The sequence below is a fragment of the Dyella acidiphila genome, from assembly GCF_014863405.1.
Lineage (GTDB): Bacteria > Pseudomonadota > Gammaproteobacteria > Xanthomonadales > Rhodanobacteraceae > Dyella_B > Dyella_B acidiphila.
Genome location: NZ_JACZZA010000003.1, coordinates 252,031 through 276,407, shown reverse-complemented (window position 1 = coordinate 276,407; position 24,377 = coordinate 252,031). Strand labels below are relative to the sequence as shown.

The following is a 24,377-nucleotide window of genomic DNA, read 5'->3' as shown; positions in this document are numbered from 1 at the left end:
GTCGAAGCGATCAGGCATCGTTGGGTTGCGCTGCGCGAACCCAACCTACGAAATCACTCGGACGCGGTGGCCATTTCCGGTGCTTTGCGCCGGTTGATGCCCGCACGCTGCGCGTAACGACGCGCCAGCACCGCGCACGTCATCAACTGCATCTGATGGAACAACATCAACGGCAGCACGATCATGCCGATCGCATGCACGGGAAACAGCACGTTGGCCATCGGTACGCCACTGGCGAGGCTTTTCTTCGAGCCGCAGAACACAATGGTGATCTCATCCTCGCGATCGAAGCCCAGTGCACGCGAGCCATAGCGGGTGATCAGCAGGGCGCAGGCCAGCAGCACGGCATTGACGATCAGCACGCCGCCCAGCACTGACAATGGCAGCTGCTTCCACAAACCCTGCAGCACGGCCGCACTGAACGCGGTATAGACCACCAGCAGGATCGAGCCCTGATCGACCAGGCCCACCAGCGGACGATGGCGCCCGACCCAGCCGCCGATCCAGCGCTGCGCGACTTGCCCCGCCACAAACGGCACGAACAACTGCAGCACGATCTCGCCCACCGAATGCCATGACATCGCACCCTGCCCATGCGCCTGCAGCACCAGGCCGGTCAGCAGGGGCGTGATCACGATGCCGAGCAAGCTGGACGCCGATGCCGCACACACCGCGGCCGAGACGTTGCCGCGCGCGATCGAGGTAAATGCGATCGAGGACTGCACCGTCGACGGCAGCGTGCACAGAAAGAGCATGCCCACGTAGAGCGATGGCGTAACCAGCGGCATCAATACGGGCTTGAGCAGCAGCCCCAGGATCGGAAACAACACGAAGGTACTTGCCAGCACCGTCAGGTGCAGGCGCCAGTTGGTCAGCCCCGACACCACCGCCTCGCGCGAGAGCTTCGCACCGTGCAGAAAGAACAACATGGCAATGGCCAGGTCGGTCAGCAGATCGAACAGATGCGCGACCGAACCCCTGCACGGCAGCAGGCTGGCCGTGATGACGGTGGCGATCAGGCAGAGGGTGAAGTTGTCCGGCAGGAAACGGCGCAAAGACATGGCTACACGCCTGTACAAGGCGACCTGGGTAGTTGGGATGCGAGGTATTTCACTGCTACCCTATTGATAAATCAAATCGTTTTATTGAATAGATTGATTCGATATGAGCATGAATATCAGCCTACGGCAATTGCGTGCGTTTCTGGCGGTGGCCAGGCAACGGCATTTCCGCCGCGCAGCCGAACATCTGCATCTGAGCCAACCCGCCATCAGCCGCCATATCGCCGAGCTGGAGGCCGAGCTGGGCGTGCGCCTGTTCGATCGCACCACGCGCGAAGTGGTGCCTACCGAAACCGGCCGCTATCTGGAAAGCGCGATCGAGCGCGTGCTGGATGAGCTTGAGGGCGTGCTCGGCCATGTGCATTCGGAAGGCGAGCGGCGGCGCGGCAAGGTGCGCATCGCTTCGGTGCCCACGCTATCGGCAAGCCTGATGCCGCTATGCATTGCCGACTGCGCGCGCGAATACCCGGAACTCACCATCCAGTTGCACGACCAGGCGCAAACCCTGGTGCTGGACAGCGTGCGCGGCGGCGAAGTGGATTTCGGCATCGCCATCGATCCGCCGGAAACCGGCGACTTCGACAGTGAAACGATCATGCGCGACCCGTTCTATCTCGCCTGCCGCCCCGATCATCCGCTCGCCGCCCTGAAATCCGTGCCGTGGAAAAAGCTGCAGGGACAGGCGCTGGTGCTGCTCGACTATTCCTCCGGCAGCCGGCGCCTGATCGACCAGGCCCTGCATCGGCACGGCGTGGTGGCGGATGTGGTGCAACAGACGGGACATACGCATACCGCGTTCCGTATGGTCGAAGCGGGACTGGGCATCACCATCACGCCCGCACTTTCCTCGCCGCCACCGTCATTGGCCATGCGCCCGTTGACGCCGGTGGAACACCGCACGGTGATGCTGATTCACCGCCGCCTGCGCTCGCTGTCGCCGCTGGCTGCGCTGGTCTGGAATCGCCTGCGCGAACTGGCTGCCAACGACAAGCTCACATCGTATTGAGCGCAGGTTCGCTAGCCTCGCACCCTCACAGCAAGCCAGAGCATGCGACATGCGCTACGAGCTCTACTACTGGACCGGCATCCAGGGCCGCGGCGAATTTGTGCGGCTGGCACTGGAAGATGCCGGGGCCGATTACATCGATGTGGCCCGCGAGCGCGGCGATAACGCCATGCTGTCGTTCCTGCAAGGCATGCAGGCTGGCGCGCTGCCGTTTGCCCCGCCATTCCTCAAGGCGGGTCGCCTGGTAATCGCACAGACCGCACTTATCCTCGCCTACCTGGGCCCGCGCCTTGGCCTGGTGCCGGAAGGATCCGGCGCCGAAATTTACGCGCAGCAATTACAGCAAACCATCACCGACTTCGTCGCCGAAGTGCACGACACGCATCATCCCCTGGTGCTGAGCGAATATTACGAACAGCAACGACCGGCGGCACGCAAGCGCACGCAGGCATTTCTCGACGAGCGCCTGCCGAAATTCCTCGGCTATTTTGAAGACGTGATTGCGCGAGGCAATGGAAGGCAGGCCTTGTCGCGCCATTCCTATGTCGATCTGTCGCTGTTCCAGCTAGTCAGCGGACTCGACTACGCCTTTCCCAATGCGATGACGCGCATGCACAAGCGTATGACGCGCCTGCGCGCACTGGCCGCACGGATCGCCGAGCGCCCCAACATCAGCGCCTACCTGCAATCGCCACGGCGCATTGCATTCAACGAAGACGGCATCTTCCGCCACTATCCGGAACTGGATCGCGCACGCTAGAACAGCGCAATCACCAGCGAACCGGCCACGATCAGCACGCCGCCGATCAACACCGGCCAGCTCGGCTTCTCGCCCAGCACCAACAGGCCCAGCACGATCGCGATCGCCACGCTCAGCTTGTCGATCGGCGCCACCTTGCTGATTGGCCCCAGCTGCAAGGCACGGTAATAGCAGAGCCAGGAAAGCCCGGTCGCCACGCCCGACAGCACCAGGAACACCCAGCTATGCCAGGGCAGGCCCGTCGGCCGCGACCATTCCGCACGCAGGCTCAGGATGCCCGCTGTGACCGCCAGGATCACCAGCGTGCGGATAAAGGTGGCCAGATTGGAGTTGATGCCCGCCACGCCGAGCTTGCCGAACAAGGCAGTAAGCGCGGCGAAGAACGCCGAACCCAGGGCGAACAGCAGCCAGCTTTCGCGCAGATTCATGCGTGTTTGCGCGCTGGAGAAAAATCAGGAGCCGCTGTCTTCCGACGACGATGCCGAGGCCGGCTTGCTGCCGCCCCACTGCATGATCTTGTACATCACCGGCTTCACCGGCGGCTGCCCGTTCTGGTTGAGCATGTGGCCATCCGGATCGACGTTGTAGATCTGCTGCGGGCCGAACTTCGGCGTCACCACCACCATGTAGACCTTGCCGTTCTGGCGGTACTCCTGGATGGTGTTGTCGCCTTCCTGATGCACGCTCACGTCCGGCGGCGCATCGCCGTTGGCGTCTGCGCCGGCCGGCGCGCCAGGCATCTTGGGCATCGGAATCGGCTTGCCCTGCAGATGGCTGGGCTGCAGTTCGGCCGGGCTCACGGCCGGCTCGGCGGTGGATGACTCGGCCGCGGGCGGCGGCGCCTTGCGCGGATCCACGCCCGGATCGTTCATGCCGGGCGGCATCGGCGCCGGCGCAAAATGGGGAGCTGCCGAAGACGATGATGAGGACTGCGCAAAGGCCGGTGATGCGGCCAGCAAGGCAAGGGCATACAGGCAGGCGACGTGTTTCATGGCGAGCACCTCATCAGGGCCGGGAAGCATAGCAGCCGCCGCTGGCCCCGGCCGTGAATGCCTGGCGCCGGCCGCAACCGAATTCGTCGAACCTTCATCTACCCGCCCCCTGCACCCGCTTCGCTTAGAATCCCGCTCATGCCAAACCTCACGCTTATCGACGGCTCCTCGTATCTCTATCGCGCCTTCCATGCGCTTCCTCCACTGAGCAATGCCAAGGGCGAGCCGAGCGGTGCGCTGTTCGGCGTGGTCAACATGCTGCGCGCTACACTCAAGGCCAGGCCCGACTACGTGGCCTTTGTCAGCGATGCGTCGGGGCCGACCTTCCGCAACGTGCTGTATGACCAGTACAAAGCCAACCGGCCGCCGATGCCCGACGATCTGCGCGCGCAGATCGAGCCGATGCTGGCGATCGTGGGCGCGCTCGGCTTTCCGATCCTGCGGGTCAGCGGGGTGGAAGCGGACGACGTGATCGGCACGCTGGCCACGCAGGCGCACGAACAAGGCGTCGACGTGCTGATCTCCACCGGCGACAAGGATCTGGCGCAGCTGGTGCGCCCCGGTGTCACCCTGATCAACACCATGACCAACAGCACCATGGACAGTGCCGGCGTCATGGAGAAATTCGGGGTAAAGCCCGAGCAGATCATCGACTTCCTCAGCCTTACCGGCGACACCGTCGACAATGTGCCCGGCGTGACCAAATGCGGTCCGAAGACTGCCGCCAAATGGCTGGCCGAATACGGCTCGCTGGATGGCGTGATCGCGCATGCCGACAAGATCGGCGGCAAGATCGGCGAATACCTGCGCGAGGCGCTGCCGTCGCTGCCGCTGTCGCGCCAGCTGGTCACCATCAAGACCGACGTGCCGCTGGAGCTGGGCGTCAAACAGCTGATGCTGCGCGAGCGCGATATCGAGGCTCTGCGTGAGCTGTTCACCCGCTACGAATTCAAGGCCGCCTTGAAGGACCTGGACAACGCCGCCGCAGAAGCAAGCGCTGCCGCCCCTACATCGACGGCGCCCACGGCACCGGCACCTGCGCGCATTGAGCTCAATGCCACCCCGGTGGCATTGAGTGGCGAGGGCCAATACGAACTGGTCACCACCCAGGCACAGTTCGACGGCTGGCTGGCACGCCTGCAAGATGCGCCACTGATCGCCTTCGACACCGAAACCACCGGCCTCGACGCCATGCAGGCCGATATCGTTGGCATCAGCCTGTCGGTGCAGCCGGGCCACGCCTGCTATATCCCGCTGTCGCACGATTATCCCGGCGCGCCCGCGCAACTGCCGCGCGAGCAGGTGCTGGCCGCGCTCAAGCCGATCCTGCAGAACCCGCTGCGCCCCAAGGTCGGCCAGCACGCCAAGTACGACATGAACATCCTGTCGCACTACGACATTGCGGTGCAGGGTCTGAAGCACGACACCATGCTGGAATCCTACGTGTGGAACGCCACGGCGACGCGTCACGACATGGATTCGCTGGCACGCAAATACCTCGGCTACGAAACCGTGAAATACGAGGAAGTGGCCGGCAAGGGCGCGAAGCAGATTTCGTTCTCGCAAGTCGACCTGGATACCGCCTGCCGCTACGCCGCCGAAGATGCCGACGTCACCCTGCGCCTGCACCATGCACTGTGGCCGCTGCTGGAAGGCGAGCCGAAACTGTTGAAAGTCTACGAAGACATCGAGATTCCGCTGGTACCTGTGCTGGCCGGCATGGAACAGCATGGCGTGTTGATCGATGTCAACGAATTGCGCAAGCAAAGCCAGCAGCTCGGCAAGCGCATGCACGAGTTGCAGAAAGAAGCCTGGCAAGCGGCAGGGCACGAATTCAACCTGGACTCACCCAAGCAGTTGCAGGCGATTCTGTTCGACCAGCTCGGCCTGCCGGCGAAACTGAAAACGCCCACTGGCCAGCCATCCACCAACGAAGAAGCACTGGAAGCCATCGCCGAGGAACACGCGCTGCCCCGGCTGATCCTCGATTACCGCGGCCTGGCCAAGCTGCGCTCCACTTACACCGAGAAACTGGCGGAAATCGTCAATCCGCGTACCGGCCGCGTGCATACCAGCTATCACCAGGGTGCAGTGGCTACGGGGCGCATTTCCTCCACCGATCCGAACCTGCAGAACATCCCGGTACGCACCGAAGAAGGCCGGCGCATTCGCCAGGCTTTTATCGCACCCGCGGGCTGGCTGGTGATGGCGGCCGACTATTCGCAGATCGAGCTGCGCATCATGGCGCATCTGTCCGGCGACGAAGGCCTGGTGCGCGCGTTCCAGGAAGGCGGCGATATCCATCGCGCCACCGCAGCGGAAGTGTTCGGACTCGATCCCGGCGAAGTCACCAGCAACCAGCGCCGTGCAGCCAAGGCGATCAACTTCGGCCTGATGTACGGCATGAGCGCCTTCGGCCTGGCGCGCCAGCTGGGCGTGGACCGCGGCGAGGCCAGCGACTACATGGCGCGTTATTTCTCGCGCTATCCCGGCGTGCATGCCTTTATGGAAGCCACCCGCGAGCGGGCGCATCGTGACGGTTATGTCGAAACCTTGTTCGGCCGCCGCCTGTACCTGGAAAACCTCAGCGCACGCAACCAGGCGCTGCGCGCCGGCGCCGAACGCGCCGCAGTGAATGCGCCGATGCAAGGCACTGCCGCGGACATCATCAAGCGCGCGATGATCGCCGTAGCCGCATGGCTGAAGAACCGCGACGATGCGCACATGCTGATGCAGGTGCACGACGAACTGGTATTCGAAGTGCGCGCCGACGCGATCGATACCGTACGCGAAGCCGTGCGCGAACGCATGTCCGGCGCGGCCGAGCTGCATGTGCCGCTGATCGTGGACGTGGGCGTCGGCAAGAACTGGGACGAGGCGCACTGAGCACCCTCCAACCGCGCTGATTTGGACGTCCGTATGCCAAAGGTCATGCATCCGTGTCATGCAGATGAATCACGGCTGACCAGTTCCGGAATTTTTGTCCTCGCCAGTGCAACTTTTGGGGTGCATCTGCGTTCTTACCTATCGGATGCACGCAACGGCATCCCCCGGCGCCCACCTCCCTGGGTCGCCAACCGGAATCGGTCCTCTCCCCTGGGTTCCGATTCCCCCCGGCCCCGAGGACTCCCCCTAAGTTCTCGGGGCTTTTTCTTGCTCCGCGTCAGGACAGGCGGCAGTGCAACCGTTAGGATAGCGTTATCACGGCCCGCCGCTGCCCGCGGCTCGCCCGAGCAGAGAGTTCCTGCGCAGTGTCCACCAAAGGGAAAGCCACCTCGTTCGACATCGCCCACCTCACCGGGGTCTCCCAATCCACGGTGTCGCGAGCGTTGCGCGGCAGTCCCCTGGTCAGCGAGGAAACGCGCCAGCGCATCAAGGCGGCCGCCGAACAGCTCAACTACAAAGTCGACAAGAACGCCTCGAACCTGCGCTCGCAGCACTCGGGCACGCTGGCCTTGCTGTTGTTCGAGGATCCCACCGCGGACGACTCGCACATCAACCCCTTCTTCCTGTCGATGCTCGGCTCGATCACCCGCGCCTGCGCGCAGCGCGGCTACGACCTGCTGATTTCGTTCCAGCAGCTGTCCTACGACTGGCACGCCGACTACGCCGATACCAAGAAGGCCGACGGCATCATCCTGCTCGGCTATGGCGATTACCTGGCCTACCGCGACAAGCTGGAAAAACTGGCGGCCCAGGGCACGCGCTCGATCCGCTGGGGCGCGGTGCTGCCGGACCAGCCGGATGTATCGATCGGCTGCGACAACCTGCAGGGCGGCCATGCGGTTACCGCGCATCTGCTGGAACAGGGCTGCCGGCGCATCGCCTTCCTGGGCGATGCCTCCAGCCACTATCCGGAATTCTTCGAGCGCTACCGCGGCTATGTGGCGGCGCTGCAGGAAGCCGGCCTCACGGCTGAGGCGGCACTGCAGGTGGACGCCAACGAGAGCACCGAAGAAGCCGGCTACAACGCCATGGCCGTGCTGCTGGAGCGCGGCACCGCCTTCGACGCCGTGTTCGCCGCCAGCGATCTGATCGCCATCGGCGCCATGCGCGCCCTCGCCAACCGCGGCATCAAGGTGCCCGACCAGGTGGCCGTGGCCGGGTTCGACGACATCCCGATGGCCCGCTTCCTCAATCCGCCGCTGACCACCGTGTTGCAGGACACCAAGCTGGCCGGCGAAACCCTGGTGGACAACCTGCTGCGGCTGATCCGCAACGAATCGGTGGAGACCCGCCTGCTGCCGGTGCGGCTGGTGGTGCGCCGGTCCAGCCAGTTCGGCGCCTGAGCGTCGCCGCAGCTTCCGTGTCGATTCCGGCAGGGCCGGTTCGTCGCCTCAGCAAGAACCGGAAAACGCCGGTCCCTGCCACCCCACGGAGGAATGCCATGCACATCGAGTCCTATCTGTTCTTCAACGGCCGCTGCGAAGAAGCCGTGAAGTATTACCAGCAGCACCTGGGCGCCAAGCTCAACGCGCAGATGCGCTACAAGGAAGCGCCGCCCGGCGACGGCATGGCCGCCAAGGCCAACGGCGAACACATCATGTACTGCAACTTCACCATCGGCGATTCCGTGCTGATGGCCTCGGACGACTGCGTCAATCCCGAGACCAAGTTCCAGGGCTTTTCGCTCTCGCTTACGGTCAAGGACAAGGCCGAAGCCGATCGCGCGTTCAACGCGCTCGCCGACGGCGGCCAGGTGCATTGCCCGCTCACGCAGACCTTTTTCTCGCCGTATTTCGGCATGGTGGCGGACCGTTTCGGCGTGAACTGGATGGTCATCATCCCGCAGCAATAAGCCATCGATCGAGGAGAGGCCGCCATGCGCTTCATGATGCTGATGCTTCCCGCCAGCCAATGCGGGGCCCCGCCCGACGCACGCCCCAGTGCCGAGGCGGTGGAGAGAATGATGCGGTTCAACAAACTGATGCAGGAGGCCGGCGTGCTGCTGGCGCTGGACGGATTGCATCCGCCCTCGGCCGGCGCCCGCGTCAGCCTGGTGGACGGCAAGGTGCGCGTCGCCGACGGCCCGTTCGCCGAAACCAAGGAAGTGGTCGGCGGCTACTGGATGATCGACGTGGGCTCGCGCGACGAAGCCATTGCCTGGGCCTCGCGCTGCCCGCTCGCGGCCGGCGACACCATCGAAGTGCGCCAGGTGTTCGAAATGGCCGATTTTCCGGTCGATGTGCAGAAGGCGGCGGAGGGTTTCCAGGACCCGCGCCAGAGTGCCGCCTGACGGGACTTTCGTCGCTTGCGTCGCAAGAAAGCACGTGCTGTGATCGGTGGCCATGACGGCCACCGACATCCATCGCACGATCGACGCCGTCTGGCGCATCGAATCGGCACGCCTGATCGCCGGCCTCGCCCGCATGGTGCGCGACGTGGGGCTGGCCGAGGAACTGGCGCAGGATGCGCTGGTCGCCGCGCTCGAACGCTGGCCGGAGAGCGGCATCCCGGACAACCCGGGCGCCTGGCTGATGACCGCCGCCAAGCACCGCGCCATCGATCAGCTGCGTCGCAAGAAACTGATCGAACGCAAGCATGAAGTCCTCGCCCATGAACCGGAGTTCGAAGCCACGGACGAACGGCTGGAGCTGGAGCACATGCTCGACGACGATATCGGCGACGATCTGCTGCGACTGATCTTCACCGCCTGCCATCCGGTGTTGTCGGCCGAAGCGCGCGCGGCGTTGACGCTGCGCCTGCTCGGCGGCCTCACCACGGATGAAATCGCGCGCGCCTTTCTCGTGCCCGAACCTACCGTGGCGCAGCGCATCGTGCGCGCCAAGCGCACGCTGACCGAAAAGCAGATTCCGTTCGAAGTGCCGCGCGGCGAAGAGCGCGACGAACGCCTCGCGTCCGTGCTGGAAGTGATCTACCTGATCTTCAACGAGGGCTATACCGCCACCTCGGGCGAAGACTGGATCCGGCCGGAACTGTGCAACGAAGCCATGCGCCTGGGCCGCGTACTGGCCGGCCTGGCGCCGCAGGAACCGGAAGTGCTCGGCCTGCTGGCCTTGATGGAAATCCAGGCTTCGCGCCTGCACGCGCGTACCAAGCCCGATGGCGAACCGATTCTGCTGCCGGACCAGGACCGCAGCCGCTGGGATCCCTTGCTGATCCGCCGCGGGCTGAGCGCACTGGAACACATCGACAAACTCGGCGGCGCGAACGGGCCCTATGCCTTGCAGGCGGCCATCGCTGCCTGCCATGCGCGGGCGCGCACCGCCGCAGCGACGGATTGGAATCGCATTGCTGCGCTCTACGCAGTGCTCGCCAACGTGCTGCCGTCGCCGGTGGTGGAGCTCAATCGTGCGGTGGCGGTGGCGATGGCCGCCGGACCCGCTGCCGGCCTGGCCCTGGTCGATGCATTGGCCGATGAACCGCAATTGCGCAGCTACCATCTGCTGCCCAGTGTGCGCGGCGATCTGCTGAGCCGCTTGCAGCGGCATGATGAAGCACGCGGTGAATTCGAGCGTGCCGCAGCGCTGGCACGCAATGCGCGCGAGCGGCATTTCCTGGAGCAGCGTGCAGCAGCCTGTGCCGAAGCCGCCCGCACCCCATAAGCCACGTAGGTTGGGTTAGCGCAGCGTAACCCAACAATCCCTCATCGAAGCGACGGAACATCGATCGAAACGACGGGACATCGTTGGGTTACGCTGCGCTAACCCAACCTACGCACCGGGTCTTGGTTCGTCGACGCGTAGCACGCTCAATCCAGCTATCAGCAAACTGGCACCGCCCAGCACCAGCGCATAAATCGGCTGACCGTGAAAGAACACCCGCAGCAACACGCCCAGCACGCTCGCCGCCAGCAGCTGCGGAATCACGATAAAGAAATTGAAGATGCCCATGTACACGCCCATCTTCTCCGCCGGCAGATTGTCCGACAGCAGCGCATAGGGCAGCGAAAGTATCGACGCCCAGGCAAAGCCGACACCCACCATCGGCAGCAACAGCCAATGCGGATCGCGGATCAACAGGAACGCCACCAGCCCTGCACCGCCCAGCCATAGATTGAGCAGATGACTGATCCGCAGCCCCCAAAGCCGCACCATCAGCGGAATCACCAGCGCGGCCACGGCAGCAAAGCCGTTGTAGGCGGCAAACAGCACGCCCACCCAGTTGGCACCGTCGTTATAGGCCGCCGAGTGCGGATCGGTACTGCCGAAATGCACCTGCGCCACGCCGGCAGTGGTGTAGATCCACATCGCAAACATGGCGAACCAGGAAAAAAACTGCACCCAGGCCAGCCGGCGCATGGCTGCGGGCATGTTGTGCATGTCGGTCAGCACCTGTACCAGCACGCCTCCCCGCCGTGTCGTGCCGAGCCACAGCTGGGCCAGCCCGAAGACGGCCACGCCCGCGGCCAGCAGGTACAGCTCGCGCTCGAGCCCATAGCCATGCACCAGCGCAACGCCAAGCAGGCCGACCAGCAGCCATAGCGCGCCGCGCCGCCATGCCGCGGTGCGATTCACCGGCACCGCTGCGGGCGCGGCGGCTTCGTCGAAGACACGCAATTGTTCGGGCGGATATTCGCGGGTGGAAAACACCGTCCACAGCACCGAGCCGAGCAACACCGCACCGCCGATATAAAAGGCATCGCGCACCGTAGCGGGAATGCCGCCGGCGCCGGCCACATTGCTCACGCCCAGCTGGGCGAGCAGATAGGGCAGCAGCGAAGCCACCACCGCGCCTACACCAATAAAGAAACTCTGCATCGCATAGCCCAACGGCCGCTGCGACGTCGGCAACTGGTCGCCGACGAAGGCGCGGAACGGTTCCATCGATACATTGATCGACGCATCCATCACCCACAGCAGTAATGCGGCCATCCACAATGCGCGCGAATTGGGCATCCACAGCAGCGCCAGCGTGGTCAGCACAGCACCGGCCAGGAAATACGGCCGCCGGCGGCCCAGCCGGCCCCAGGTGCGATCGGAGGCATAGCCGATCAGCGGTTGCACCAGCAGCCCCGTGAGCGGTGCGGCGATCCACAGCACCGGAATATCGTCCACGGCCGCGCCCAGGGTCTGGAAGATGCGGCTGACATTGGCGTTCTGCAGCGCGAAGGCAAACTGGATGCCCAGGAAGCCGAAGCACATGTTCCAGATTTGCCAGAACGAAAGCGCCGGCTTGCGCGTCATGGCTTCTTCGCCGTCGGTGCAATCAGCAAATCGCCCACGCGCGCATCGTTGACCACGCCATCCGCACCGCCCTTGCCGCCGGTGTAATGCGCGTTGTGACTCAGCGCGCTCATATTGAAACCCGGCTCCAGCGCAAAGCGGCACTGCACGCCGGCCTTCACGGTAACGACGCCGTAGGTGGAAAGCTGATCGCCGATGCTGTGCGGCATCACGATCGGCACGCGCTGCGCCGGATCGCTGCCGCAGGTCATCACCAGCATTTTCACCGCCGCCGTGACGCCGGTGGGAATGGGGCCGTGATTGTTTGCATAGCGCAGCGCCACGCGGTAGCGGCCGGTGCCCGGTGCAGTCCACGCCCGCGGCCAGGTGCCGTCCAGCGTTTCCGGTTCACCGGCGCAGACCATCGGGCTATGCATCGATTCGAGCCCTTGCCGGTCCTGAGTGGTAGCACTGACACACGGCGGCTTGCCACCTTGTGCGATATAGGTGCTGTCGTCGATATTGCCGACGCGCTGGCCATCGGCATACAGCACGGTCTTGCCATCCACATGCACGCGCCAGCCGCGGTTGTCGGCGCTGAGCGTGGGTGCATCCGGCATCGGCGGCGCGTATAGCGGCGCATCGGTACGCAAGGGCGTGGTCGCTACATCGATGCCCTTCAGGGCCACCACCGTTTCGCCCTTGCGCTGGGTGATCTTGCCGGCCACGAGCAAATTGCCGCTCAGGCGGCGCGGCAGGCGCAAGGTGATGCGTCGCTCGGACAACTCCAGACTGATGCTGGTTCGATCGCCGAACAGCAACGGCACCAGCGACAGCGGCAGCTTGGGCTCGATACGCCCATCCTCGTTCAGGCCGAACACGCCCTCGCTGACCATGTCCAGGTAGGCCGCCACCGACCACAGCTGGCGCGGCGAATCCACCACCGGACCGCTGAGCTTGCCTTCGTCGACATGTACGGACTGCGTGGCCAGCTCGTAATTCTCCATATTGGAGCCGGACAGCGCCGCGCCACGCATGATCGAGCGCAACTCGTGCGCGATGCGCTCAGGATCGTTGACCAGCCGCGCCGCACGCAGCGCATACGCACTGACAAACGGCCAGATCGCGCGGTTGTGATAAATCGGCTGATCGGCGCGTTCCGGCCAGATCACCGGACTGCCCGCCGGCCAGGTCGGATATCGCGCCAATGCGCTGCGCGCGCGATCGCCCTCGGCCACGCCGCTGGTGATGGCCAGCGCGGTACCGAGCAGATCATAGGTGTCGTAAGCCGTGCCGTCGCCGCCGATGTAGCTCATGTACATGCCGCGATCCTCGCGCCAGAAGCGCGCGTTGATCGCCGCCTTCAGTTCCGCCGCCTGCTCGGCATAACCCATCGCCCTGGCACTGTCACCGTGCTGGCCGGCCAGCCGCGCAGCCAGCTGCAGGGCCTGGTAGTGCAGCACGTTGGTGGACAGCGCAAAGGATTGGGCGATGAACACCACGTTGTTCGCCGTCCACGCCGGATAGGTCTGCTCGCGCCAGTCCAGGAACGAGGTTTCGCCGCGATAGAGGCCGAGGTCCGGATCGAAGGTGTACAGCCGGTCCTGCGCCAGCGTGTCGTTCAAGGCGCGGTACACATCGTCGGCGAAGGCCTGGTTTTCCAGCAGATGCTGCGCAGCAAGGAACCACACCACGCGATCCGTGCTGATCGGCCAGCTGCCGCCCGAGCCGGTGTCCTGCATCGCATACAGGCCTTGCGGCTGCACCGGATCGCGCACATCGGACAATTTGAATTTCAGTCCATTGCGCGCCCGCAAGGGATCGAATTTCCATAGGCCCAGGTCGATCGAGTAGGACAGATCGCGTGTCCACACATACGGCCACTTCGCACCGGTTTCGAAACAGGTGCACGGCATCGGCTTGCCATCGTCGAAGGCGCCGTCACGGATGGCGCTGACCGAATCCTGCGCCAGATCGTCCTGCGCCATGGCAAACAGGCCGTCGAACATCGGGCTGGCGGTATCGCTGCGCATGCGCTGCGCAGCGATGTCACGCTGGCCGAAGGGGCCCTGCAGAGTGAAACGGCCGTCCGCCTGCGCGGTCATGCGCGCCTGTTCGCCGCGCCATGGAATGGTCTGTTCGGTCCAGGTATCCGTTCCCGCAGCTGCCGCCAGAGCCGCCATCATCACCACACTCAGCATGCATACTCCGCTGTTGGATACTTAGCCGTATTTCAGCTATCTCATGACGCCGGAGGCACGCCCGCTGCGGCTGCAGCACGGCGCACCATTCTGCCGCCCTGGCTGCTTTCCTCAGTGCGCAGCAGGGTTATCCAGTGCCAGCCTGGTCGCCGCACCGGCCGCCATCCGCACCCACGTCACCGGACCATAGCGGTCGCTGCCGCTGGCCCAGCCCTCCCCTTCCGTGGCTGCCTTGAGCGCATCCAGGTCCGCATACTGGCGCACGCCATGGCCGTTGGCACTGACATGCTGCGCAGCGTTGCCATGGAGCTTGACCAGATAGGTGCGCAGCACCGGCTTGAACGTGCCCTTCACCGCATCGGTCGCGAACGTTACGCCCTCGGCCGTGCGCTGGGTGTTCATGCGCTGTGAAAAGAATGCGCCCTGCTCGTAGGCATAGGTATCGCCGTCGTCATCGTAGTAGTCGAAATGGGTGGCGTCGCTGGCCGGGAATACATCCACCGTCAGCTCGGTCAGCGGATGCTCGCCCACATAGTCCATGACCGGCTGGGTCGGAATGATCGCGCCGGCCCGGACGAACAGCGGGATGTCGCTCCAGGTCTTGCTGTCCACCGCGTAATGGATGGTCTGGCCGCCCTGGTAGACCGTGCCCTTGAAGTAATCGATCCACTGCCCGGCCGGCAAATAGATGTCTTTCTGCGTCTGCCCCTTGGCCACTACCGGTGCGACCAGCAGGCCGTCGCCGAACATCCAGGCGTCGACGTCGTCGCGTACCTGCGGATCGTTCGGATAGTCGAAGTACAGCGGCCGCACCAGGCCCACGCCTTCGGTGGTGGCGGCACGGTCATAGCTGTAGATATAGGGAATCAACGCGTAGCGCAGGCGGATCGCATCGGTTGCCGCCTTTTCCGCCACCGCCCCGTACATCCATGGCTGGCGTTTTTCGCCGAAGGTGCCATGCACGCGGAAAATCGGCACGAAGGCGGCGAATTCCATCCAGCGCGCATAGTTTTCGTTGTCGGGATGGCCTTTGAAGCCGCCGGTATCCATGCCCCACTTCATCTCGCCCACATCGATCGCGCTGAGCATGCGCTGGCGCTGTGCAGCCATGCTCTCGAAGCCGGTATCGATATCGCCGGACCACAGGCCATAGGCATAGCGCTGCGAACCGAGGAAGAAATCGCGATTGATCGACCACACGCGCGTCTGCGTGAACGCGCGCTGCCCGTCATACAGCGCACGCTGCATGTTGAGGAACTGCGTATTGCTGTTGGTATTGTCGGCCTCGTCATTCCACCAGCCGACGATGCCGGTATCGAAGGAATGCTTCAGCGCGGCGTTGAAGAACCAGGCCCGCACGGCGGGCTGATCGAAATCCACATCGCGCACCGGTTTGAGCGAGAAATAATCCGGGCTCGCCGGACGGCTGGCGACCCAGTAGTGGTGCGCTTCGGCATAGCGCCCTTCTTCGGTGTCGACATGGATGCGCGGCTTCATGATGCCGGTCATGTGCATGCCTAGCTGATCCATGGTCTGCTTCAGCGCACCGCTGGGACCATCGGGAAATTTCTTCGCATTCCAGCGGAATTCGCCGTAGTTGTCCTCGCCCCAGGCCTTCCAGTCAAAGTCGAAGGTGAAGTTGTCGATCGGGATATGCCGCGTGCGGTAGCCGTGCACGATCGCCAGCACTTCCTGCTGATCGCTGCCCCACTGGCTATTGGTGAAACCGGTGGCCCATTTCGGAAACAGCGGCGGCGCGCCGCTGAGCCGCGAGAGCGCCTTGAAGATCTGCGGCGGCCGACCCACGATCACGTCATAGCTGACGTCCGGGCGCGTGATGCCGCTGACCTTGATCGCATCCTTGCCGAGCTCGAAGCGAGCGCCGAGGGTATCCACCAGCACGCCATAGCCGCGCGTGCTCCACACGAACGGACCGCCGGCGTAACCTTGCTCACCGGCCTTGACCACCTTCGCGCCGCTGCGCGTCACGCCTTCTTTGGCCGGCTCGAAAGCGTCGTAGCTGCCGATGCCGTAGAAGGTATCGGTGGCGGCGTGCTGCAGCTCGATATGGCCATCCATCAGGCTGGCAGGATCGGTCTCCAGCAGGACCTGGCCCTGCGCATCGGCGATCTTCAGATGGCCGCCATGCTTGTCCCAGGTAACCGCCAGCGCATCGCTGGCAACCGTGTCGCTATCGGCCGTGCTGCTGACGCGCAGGTTAGTGAGCGTTTCGCGGCTGGCGTGGGGATCCATCACGATGCCCGGCGCGGTATCCACCCCATGCGGCATGCCGTGCACCTGCACGGTGTCGGGCGTGAGAAAACGCAGCGTGATGCGCGCGGCGCCCTGCGCCAGCACCATGCCTTGTGCATCGACGTGCTGCAGCTGGAAACCGCTGCTGCCGCTGTCTGGAGATCCTGCCTGGGTGGATAGTGCGGCAGCCAGCAACAGGCCGCCGATAACGAGATGACGCGGTGTACTCATCCAACCGTCCTTCTTCAGTGCAGGAGCTTTGCCGCCTCGACGCGACGTTACCGCCAGGCACGCCGCCGCGAGGCCGCCCGACTATAACCGCAGTTGTTGCGCACTGGGGGCATTAGACGGCCAGATGATCGCCGTGGCGGTGCACTTCCATGCACCGCCGCCGGCTTATTGCAGGATCGCCGTGGCGTACGGCGGCAGGCTGAGGCGGCCGGATGTCAGCGTGATGCCGGGCGTGCTCTGCAGCAGCACGTTCGCTACACGGACATCGGCAGGTAGCGGCAAACTGCGTGTTTCGCGCGACAGGTTATGCACCACCAGCACCCGCGATTGCGCGTCCTGCAGCATGTAGGCGAGCAGATGCGGATCGTCGGCCGGCACATCGTGCAACACGCCGTCGCGCAGCGCGCTGACTTGCTCGCGCCAGCCGATCAGCTTGCGATAGAGATTGAGCAAGGAGGTGGGATCGGCCTGCTCGGCTTCCACCGAAATATCCGCGCCGTCCTTGCTGCTCCAGTCCTTCCAATGCGCCAGCCCGGGACCATCGCCCTTGCGGTACCAGCGCATCGGCTCGCGGATATCCTCGTCGGGCTTGGTGCCCTGCATGCCGAGTTCCTCGCCGTAATAGATAAACGGATGCCCCGGCAACGTCAGCAGCAGCGCCGCGGCCAGGCGCATATGCGCCATGTTGCCATCCAGCTGGCTCATCACCCGCTCCTGATCGTGATTGGTCAGGAACGGCGCATCGTCGAGTTGGCCGCCATCATGCGCGCGATAGGCCGCATAGGTGTACTGCAGGCCGCGCCCGATGCCCAGGTTGCGCTCCTGCTTCACGCTGTCGATCAGCTGGGTCGCCACCGGGAAATTGAACACGGTGTTCAAGGCGCCCATGTAGGGCGTGAGATCGTCCGGATTCTGGCGCGCCACTTCGCCCACCAGCCATACCTTCGGATCCACCGCTTCCAGGCCACGGTGGTATTCGCTCCACCAGGCAAGATTTTTCTGCAATGCGATGGGGCTATCCACATCGGTGCGCAGATCGTCATAGATATGCTGCGCGGCATCCAGGCGGAAACCGTCCACGCCCTGGCGCAGCCAGAACGCGCCGACATCGATCATCGCCTTGCGCACGGCCGGATTGTCGTAGTTGAGATCGGGCATGGCGCCGGTGAATACGCCCACGTAGTACTGGCCGTTCGGTGCGCGATGCCAGGCCGGTCCGCCGGTAGCGCTGATCGCGCCGAGATCGCTGCCCGGCTTGGCCCATACGTACCAGTCGTGATGCGGATCCTTCGGGTTGAGCGCCGCCTTGAACCATGGATGCTGATCGCTGGTGTGGTTGATCACCATGTCCATCAGCACCTGGATATGGCGCTTATGCGCTTCATCCAGCAGTTGCCTGAAGTCCTGCAGCGTGCCGAATTGCGGATTGATGCCTTCGTAATCGGTGATGTCGTAGCCGTGATAGCTGGGCGAGGGATTGATCGGCGTGAGCCAGATCCCGCTGACGCCCAGCGACTTGATGTAATCGAGCTTCTGGGTGATGCCCTTCAGGTCGCCGATGCCGTCGCCGTTGCTGTCGTAGAAGGCGCGCACGAAAATTTCGTAATAGACGCCGGATGCTGCCGGTGCGGCAGATGCAGCCATCGGTGCCGCTTGCGCCAGCGACGCCGTGCACAGCAGCGAAGTCGCCGCGGCGAGCGCAGCCTGAAGAAAAACAGCACGTAAGCCTGGCATGGTGATCTCCCGGGGACGGAGCGTTACCGCCCTTGAACCGTCACACCCAGCGGAGATTCAAGCGCTGAAATAAAAGAACCCGGTTCCACAATCAACCATGGAACCGGGTGAGGGGAGTATGCCGGGCAGCGGCTGGACGCCACCCGGCACTACCGCAGGGTTTAGAGCTTGAAATTGAAACCCAGGTAGCTGGTGCGACCGAAGTACTGGATGGTGCCGGTCTGCTGCGGATTGCCGCCGAAATAGGTCTTGGTCGGCTGATTGGTCAGGTTGAGCATCTGGTAGACCACGCTCAGCTGGCTGGTGATGTTGTACGAGGCCTGCAAGTCATACACGGTCTCGGACGCGAAGGTGACCAGCTGATTGTTGACCGCAATCTGCGTGTTGGAGAGGAACGACGAACGATAGTTGCCGGACAGGCGCGCCGAGAACGTGCCGTTGTCGTAGAACACCGCCGCGCTGGCCACGCGCCGCGACAGACCCGGCAGGCCGATGTAGGTGGTCGGGCCAGCCAGATTGGTCGGGTTGTGCACGTTGCTCGAGGTGAGCGCCAGGTTGGTGTCGAAGCCAAGGCCCGACCAGATGCCCGGCAGGAAGTGGGTCTTGGTGAACGAGGCTTCCAGGCCGCGCACGTCGCCGCCCTTGGCGTTGTAGGCGGTCTGGTACTCGCCGTTCTCGTAGGGCTTGCCGGTATCCGGATCGTTCGGCACCACGATGCCGACCGAGGCGAAATTGAAGTTGTTGTAGGTCACCTGCTGGATGAACGAATCCACCTTCTTGAAGAACACACCCGCCGTGACCGAGCCGGTGGAGTCGTCGAAGTAGTGCTCGTAATCCAGATCGAACTGGGTGGCGCGCAGGGGACTCAGCAGCGGGCTGGTGCTGCCGTAGACGTTGTACTGGCCATTGGAGATCCAGGAACCCGCACCGGCCAGCATGGTATCGATCGGCGGACGCGACAGCACTTTCGCCACGGCGAAACGCGACTGGTCGTTATCGGTCCAGTGATAGACCAGGTTCAACGACGGCAGATAGTCGGTATAGGTCTTGCCCACCGTGATCGGCGCATAGGCATTGCTGCTGTTGCCATTGCCGTCGACGATCAGGATGCCTTCGCCCGGCTCGACTTCCTGCAGGCCGCTGCTGTACTGCGACTGGTGCGAGACGCGCACGCCCACATTGCCGGTCAGCTCATGACCGAACAGCTGTGCATCGATGTCGCCCATCAGGAAGAAGTCGCGGGTTTTCTCGTTGACCGAGCCGCTCTGGATTTCCGACCAGCTCTGGTCGGTGATGTTCTTCACCGGATTGGCGGTGATGCCGTGCGAAGCGAGAATCGCCGGGCCGTTAAGGGTCAGGAAGCAGGGGAAACCGCTGAACTTGCCCTGCCAGCAGGTGACTTTCGCATCGGCCGCCGGAATGGTCAGCGGCGGCTGGCCGGCAATCGGGGCGGTATTCCATTCCGAACCGTATACGTAGACCGAGCGGTCGGCGTTGTAGTCGTGGTTGTTGACGTAGACGCCGGCCTCGACGGCCGAGAACACCGGATTGTTCGGCAGGTCGTACTGCACGCTGGTGCGGAACGCCTTGTCCTTGTCGTGATAGATGTACGGATACACACCGTAGCGCGACAGGGCCATGTCGTTGAGATTAGTATAGACACCCGGATTGGCGACCGAGAAATTGCCGATCGAACGGCCGGCCAGCTGGAAGTTGGCCGACTGCGACATCAGCTGCGGATTGCTGGTGCCAAGGCCGGTGTACGGATCGGCGGTGGCGTCGACGTTGATTTCGTCACTGGAGGCATGCGACAGCGAGACGTCCGATTCCACATGCCAGTTGCCGTGGTTCCACTTCAGGTTGAGGCCGCCGGAAAACACGCTGGTATCGGTGGTGTAGTTGTCCAGCGTAGTTTCGTTGGAGAACTGATTGCCGCCCACGCCGGCCGGATTGGAGCTCGCCGTACCACCGGTCACCGTGCCCAGCGAGCCGATCACCGGATTGGTGATCTGCGCGTTGTTGCCGTAATAGTTCTGCGAACGCATGCCGTAGCCGAACGACGTATTGTCGAACTTCGAGAAGAAGGTATCGGCGGTCAGCTGCAGTTCGTCGACCGGCTTCCACACCACGGTGGCGAGATAGCCGCGACGGCGCTCTTCGCCGCCGTTCTGCTGCACCTGCACGCCTTCCGGCAGGTAGGCCTGCTGCGAACTGTTCTTGTTGAGCTGGTAGAGGCTGCCGTCGGAAGCTTCGCCCACGAACTGCTCGGCCACGTGCGGCTGGTACATATCCGCGAAACCCAGGCCAACGCCCAGGGTGTTGTCGAGGAACTTGCCCTGGTACGCCAGGCTCAGGCGGTAGCCCATCGGGTTGGCATCGGGCACATCGTGCGCCTGCCCGTCATAGCTGCCGCGCGCATCGATATTGAGCGACTGATCCTTGGAGTTTTCCAGCGGATTGGCCGTTTGCATGGCGATGGTGCCGGCCACGCCGCCTTCGATCAGCGACGCCTGCGAGGACTTGTACACGGTCGCCTGGTTGATCAGCTCCGACGGATACTGATCGAACTGGATGTAGTTGGTACCGCTGGTGGAAGGCTGCTCGCGGCCGTCCAGCGTGGTGAGAATGAAATCGCCCGACAGGCCGCGGATATTGATCTGCGAGGCCTGGCCGGCAATGCGCTCGGCCGAGACACCCGGCAAGTGGGTGAGCGAATCGGCGATCGACTGATCGGGCAGGCCGCCGATATCGGCCGCCGTCACCACGTTGGTAAGCGTGTCGGAATAGCGCTGGTAGTCGATCGACTTCTCGACGCTGCTGCTGAAGCCGGTCACCGTCACCGACGACAGGCTCTTGACCAGCTGCTGCTGGTTCTTCGGGCTGGTGCCGGTCTGGTCCGGGCTGCTGTTGTTGCTGGTGCTGTTGGCGGTGCCGGTCTGCTGCGTCGCCGTGGCCGGCGCCGTCTGCGCAGCCACACCAAAGGTCATGCACAGACCCGTCGATGCCAACGCCATGGCAAGCATATTTCGCTTGAGTATCACGTGTTCCCCTCCCCCAAAATTATTTAGTCGCCTGGTTTTCTGATCGCTGGCGGCCCGTCTTTTTTTCTTTCGCGCAACGCAGACACCGGCCGCTTGCACGCCGACAGGTCATGCCGACGGCGTGAAGCGGATGGTAGGGCGCGGATTTCCGCGCAAACCACATCCTGCATACGTATTCATAACCAGCCCCTTTCCGTGCGCATCGCATTGCAGCATGAGGCCGCCGCGTGCCTCATCGTAACCGTGATGGCAACGCGAAAAACCGCCAATTCTCGCAGTTTTCCGCGCTTGCCGCGAGCCGCCGCAGACGCACCCGCGGTGGCCGGCACCGGCATGCATAACGCAACCGCAGCACGAATGAATACGTATGCAGGGCCCTGCGAATTGCCTTGCGGCCACGGCTAAGCTGCACACCGTTCGCAGCGCAGGACCACGGAATTCCTGCGCTCACAGGTGGGGTTTTCAATGATTGAAGCATCCTGGTGGCGCGGTGCCGTCATCTATCAGATCTATCCACGCAGCTTTCTCGACACCAACGGCGACGGTGTAGGCGACCTGCCCGGTATCATCCAGCGCCTGGACTATGTGGCGAGCCTGGGCGTGGACGCGATCTGGGTCGCACCGTTCTTCCGCTCGCCGATGGCCGATTTCGGCTATGACATCGCCGACTACCGCGATGTCGACCCGCTGTTCGGCACGCTGGACGATTTCGACCGCCTGCTGGCGCGCGCGCATGCGCTGGGCCTGAAGGTGATGATCGACCAGGTGCTCAGCCACACCTCCGACCAGCACGCCTGGTTCAAGCAAAGCCGTGAAAGCCGCGACAACCCCAAGTCCGACTGGTATGTGTGGGCCGATGCCAAACCCGACGGCAGTGCGCCGAATAATTGGCTGTCGCTGTTCGGCGGTTCGGCCTGGCAATGGGAGCCGCGCCGCGGCCAGTACTACCTGCACAACTTTCTCGCTTCGCAGCCGGATCTGAATTTCCATCATCCGGAAGTACGCGCAGCCGTACTCGACGACGTGCGTTTCTGGCTGGACAAAGGCGTGGATGGCCTGCGCCTGGACGCGATCAACTTCTGCTATCACGACCGCGAGCTGCGCGACAACCCGCCCAAACCCAAGGAAATGCGGGTCGGTCGCGGTTTCAGTCCGGACAATCCGTATGCGTTCCAGTACCACTATTACAACAATACGCAGCCGGAAAATCTCGCCTTTCTCGAAGAATTGCGGGCGCTGCTGGATCGCTATCCCAACGCGGTAACGCTGGGTGAAATCTCTTCTGAAGATTCGCTCGCCACGATGGCCGAATACACTCGCGGCCAGCGCCTGCACATGGGCTACAGCTTCGAATTGCTGAGCAGCGAATTCAGCGCCGCGTATATCCGCCACACGGTGGAGCAGCTCGAAGCACAGATGGACCAGGGCTGGCCGTGCTGGGCAATCTCCAATCACGACGTGGAACGCGTGCTCACCCGCTGGGGCAACGGCAATGCCACGCCGAAGCTGGCCAACGTGCTCACCGCCATGCTGTGCTCGCTGCGCGGCTCGGTATGCGTATACCAGGGCGAAGAGCTGGGCCTGACCGAAGCGGAGGTACCGTTCGAAGCCTTGCGCGATCCCTACGGCATCACCTTCTGGCCGAACTTCAAGGGACGCGACGGCTGCCGCACGCCGATGCCGTGGGATGCCAGCGACTACGCCGGCTTCAGCCGCGCCATGCCGTGGCTGCCGATCGACGAGGCGCACAAGTCGCTGGCCGTTGCGCACCAGGAAGCCGATCCCGATTCGGTACTGCACGGCTTCCGCCGCTTTATGCAATGGCGCGCCGCACAGCCAGCGCTGCGCGAAGGCACGATTCGTTTTCTCGACGCGCCCGAGCCGGTGCTCGCCTTTGTGCGCAGCCATGCGAGCGAACAAGTGCTGGCCGTGTTCAATCTTGGCAAGCAGCCGCAGTCGCTGGATTTACCCGGCATGGCAGCTGCGGAATTGCTTGACGGCCATGGGTTGCAGCAAGGGACACTGGCCGACGGTCAGGTACGGCTGCCGGGACATGGCGTACTGTTCGCCCGCCTGAAGTAAATAAACCTATTTGCCTGTCTAGGCGGCGCGCGGACGAATTTGTTTCAGCTCGTCGCCGATGGCATCTTGTGCCATCAGCAACTCATAACGCATCTGCAAATTCAGCCAGCTCTGCGCGTCAGTACCGAAGAACCGCGCCAGGCGCAGCGCGGTGTCCGCCGTGATACCGCGCTTTTCCCGCACAATCTCGTTGATCCGCGCCGCCGTAACGCCCAGTTCCTGGGCCAGGGCATTGGCAGATAGACCTGCCGGCAGCATGAATTCTTCGCGCAGGATTTCGCCCGGATGGATCGGTGCCAGCTTCTTGGACATAAATGCCTGCTCCATGCTCCATCAGTGGTAATCAATAATTTCGACGTCGTATGCATCACAGCCTCGCCAATGGAAACAAAGGCGAAACTGTTCGTTGATGCGAATGCTGTACTGCCCTTCGCGATTGCCTTTCAGTGCTTCTAGCCGATTTCCAGGCGGACTACGCAAGAAATCCAGGGTGGCCGCGGCGTCCAGCTGTTCCAGCTTTCGGCGCGCCACCTGTTCAATATTCATCCAGCGGCGCACACGTGTTCGATCAAACAGGGCTGCGGTATCCCTATCCGCAAAGGTCTTGATCATCAGGCCGCCTTCTCTGGCAACGCGTAAAAATTAAGTCGCGTCGCCATCGTATATCGCTTATCGATAAACAACAAGCCAAGCTAGGCGAACCCAACAAGAAACCATCAGTTACATGCGTAACTACCTACAAATATTGCCAAAGCAAACACCTGCACCGCGACACCGGCAGTCGCCCCTCGGGGAAAGAAGAGTTAAAATCCTGTAGTTCCGGCAGGGCGCACCGCATGGGTCCCCGTTATGGACGGCTCTTCAGCGACCGCAGGCGGCCCCTGATTCCG

18 protein-coding genes are annotated in these 24,377 nt (G+C 63.4%); 8 read left to right on the top strand and 10 right to left on the bottom strand.

Annotated elements, in window-relative coordinates; genetic code table 11:
• Positions 1 to 53: 53 nt before the first annotated feature.
• A complete protein-coding gene (locus tag IGX34_RS08030) occupies positions 54 to 1,061 on the bottom strand; it encodes a bile acid:sodium symporter family protein (protein WP_192555185.1) in 1,008 nt (335 codons plus the stop codon).
• Positions 1,062 to 1,170: 109 nt separating this feature from the next.
• Between IGX34_RS08030 and IGX34_RS08025 the strand changes: the two genes are divergently transcribed.
• Together IGX34_RS08025 and IGX34_RS08020 are read left to right on the top strand one after the other, a co-directional pair.
• Complete coding sequence (locus IGX34_RS08025) at positions 1,171 to 2,067, top strand: LysR family transcriptional regulator (RefSeq protein WP_192555184.1); 897 nt, start codon at positions 1,171 to 1,173, stop codon at positions 2,065 to 2,067.
• Between the two features lie 49 nt (positions 2,068 to 2,116).
• A complete protein-coding gene (locus IGX34_RS08020; protein WP_192555183.1) occupies positions 2,117 to 2,827 on the top strand; it encodes a glutathione S-transferase in 711 nt (236 codons plus the stop codon).
• Here the strand turns inward: IGX34_RS08020 and IGX34_RS08015 are convergent.
• Positions 2,824 to 3,255: an EamA family transporter gene (locus IGX34_RS08015; RefSeq protein ID WP_192555182.1), complete on the bottom strand. Its 432-nt coding sequence runs from the start codon at positions 3,253 to 3,255 to the stop codon at positions 2,824 to 2,826. The two genes, IGX34_RS08020 and IGX34_RS08015, sit on opposite strands and share 4 nt — an antisense overlap.
• 24 nt (positions 3,256 to 3,279) lie before the next feature.
• Positions 3,280 to 3,819, bottom strand: coding sequence for a DUF2782 domain-containing protein (locus tag IGX34_RS08010; protein WP_225737306.1), 540 nt, complete (start codon positions 3,817 to 3,819; stop codon positions 3,280 to 3,282).
• Between the two features lie 138 nt (positions 3,820 to 3,957).
• Here IGX34_RS08010 and polA point away from each other — a divergent pair, with 138 nt between their 5' ends.
• From polA to IGX34_RS07985, 5 genes are all read left to right on the top strand, one after another.
• Positions 3,958 to 6,705, top strand: a complete 2,748-nt coding sequence (gene polA, locus IGX34_RS08005; RefSeq protein WP_192555181.1) for a DNA polymerase I — start codon at positions 3,958 to 3,960, stop codon at positions 6,703 to 6,705.
• Between the two features lie 365 nt (positions 6,706 to 7,070).
• Positions 7,071 to 8,108, top strand: a complete 1,038-nt coding sequence (locus tag IGX34_RS08000) for a substrate-binding domain-containing protein (protein WP_192555180.1) — start codon at positions 7,071 to 7,073, stop codon at positions 8,106 to 8,108.
• A gap of 98 nt (positions 8,109 to 8,206) precedes the next feature.
• Positions 8,207 to 8,617, top strand: coding sequence for a VOC family protein (locus IGX34_RS07995; RefSeq protein WP_192555179.1), 411 nt, complete (start codon positions 8,207 to 8,209; stop codon positions 8,615 to 8,617).
• A gap of 24 nt (positions 8,618 to 8,641) precedes the next feature.
• Entirely contained in the window at positions 8,642 to 9,055 is a 414-nt protein-coding gene (locus IGX34_RS07990; RefSeq protein ID WP_192555178.1) for a YciI family protein, read from the top strand.
• A 52-nt stretch (positions 9,056 to 9,107) separates the two neighbouring features.
• A complete protein-coding gene (locus IGX34_RS07985; protein ID WP_192555177.1) occupies positions 9,108 to 10,385 on the top strand; it encodes an RNA polymerase sigma factor in 1,278 nt (425 codons plus the stop codon).
• A gap of 108 nt (positions 10,386 to 10,493) precedes the next feature.
• Here the strand turns inward: IGX34_RS07985 and IGX34_RS07980 are convergent, their stop codons facing one another.
• From IGX34_RS07980 to IGX34_RS07960, 5 genes are all read right to left on the bottom strand, one after another.
• The gene (locus tag IGX34_RS07980) at positions 10,494 to 11,966 is read right to left on the bottom strand and encodes an MFS transporter (RefSeq protein ID WP_192555176.1); all 1,473 of its coding nucleotides are present in this window, start codon (positions 11,964 to 11,966) and stop codon (positions 10,494 to 10,496) included.
• Positions 11,963 to 14,146 (bottom strand): alpha-L-rhamnosidase-related protein, encoded by a 2,184-nt coding sequence (locus IGX34_RS07975; RefSeq protein ID WP_192555175.1) that lies wholly within the window; start codon positions 14,144 to 14,146, stop codon positions 11,963 to 11,965. Before IGX34_RS07975 ends, IGX34_RS07980 begins: the two co-directional genes overlap by 4 nt.
• A gap of 111 nt (positions 14,147 to 14,257) precedes the next feature.
• Positions 14,258 to 16,630 (bottom strand): TIM-barrel domain-containing protein, encoded by a 2,373-nt coding sequence (locus IGX34_RS07970; protein ID WP_192555174.1) that lies wholly within the window; start codon positions 16,628 to 16,630, stop codon positions 14,258 to 14,260.
• Positions 16,631 to 16,795: 165 nt separating this feature from the next.
• A complete protein-coding gene (locus IGX34_RS07965) occupies positions 16,796 to 18,364 on the bottom strand; it encodes an alpha-amylase family glycosyl hydrolase (RefSeq protein ID WP_225737305.1) in 1,569 nt (522 codons plus the stop codon).
• A 161-nt stretch (positions 18,365 to 18,525) separates the two neighbouring features.
• Positions 18,526 to 21,351: a TonB-dependent receptor gene (locus tag IGX34_RS07960; RefSeq protein WP_192555173.1), complete on the bottom strand. Its 2,826-nt coding sequence runs from the start codon at positions 21,349 to 21,351 to the stop codon at positions 18,526 to 18,528.
• 519 nt (positions 21,352 to 21,870) lie between these two features.
• Here IGX34_RS07960 and IGX34_RS07955 point away from each other — a divergent pair.
• Entirely contained in the window at positions 21,871 to 23,487 is a 1,617-nt protein-coding gene (locus tag IGX34_RS07955; RefSeq protein ID WP_192555172.1) for an alpha-glucosidase family protein, read from the top strand.
• A gap of 18 nt (positions 23,488 to 23,505) precedes the next feature.
• Here the strand turns inward: IGX34_RS07955 and IGX34_RS07950 are convergent, their stop codons facing one another.
• Positions 23,506 to 23,799 carry a HigA family addiction module antitoxin gene (locus IGX34_RS07950; RefSeq protein WP_192555171.1) on the bottom strand — a complete coding sequence of 98 codons (294 nt, stop codon included), beginning with the start codon at positions 23,797 to 23,799 and terminating at the stop codon, positions 23,506 to 23,508.
• A gap of 21 nt (positions 23,800 to 23,820) precedes the next feature.
• Entirely contained in the window at positions 23,821 to 24,099 is a 279-nt protein-coding gene (locus IGX34_RS07945; protein WP_192555170.1) for a type II toxin-antitoxin system RelE/ParE family toxin, read from the bottom strand.
• Positions 24,100 to 24,377 lie beyond the last annotated feature (278 nt).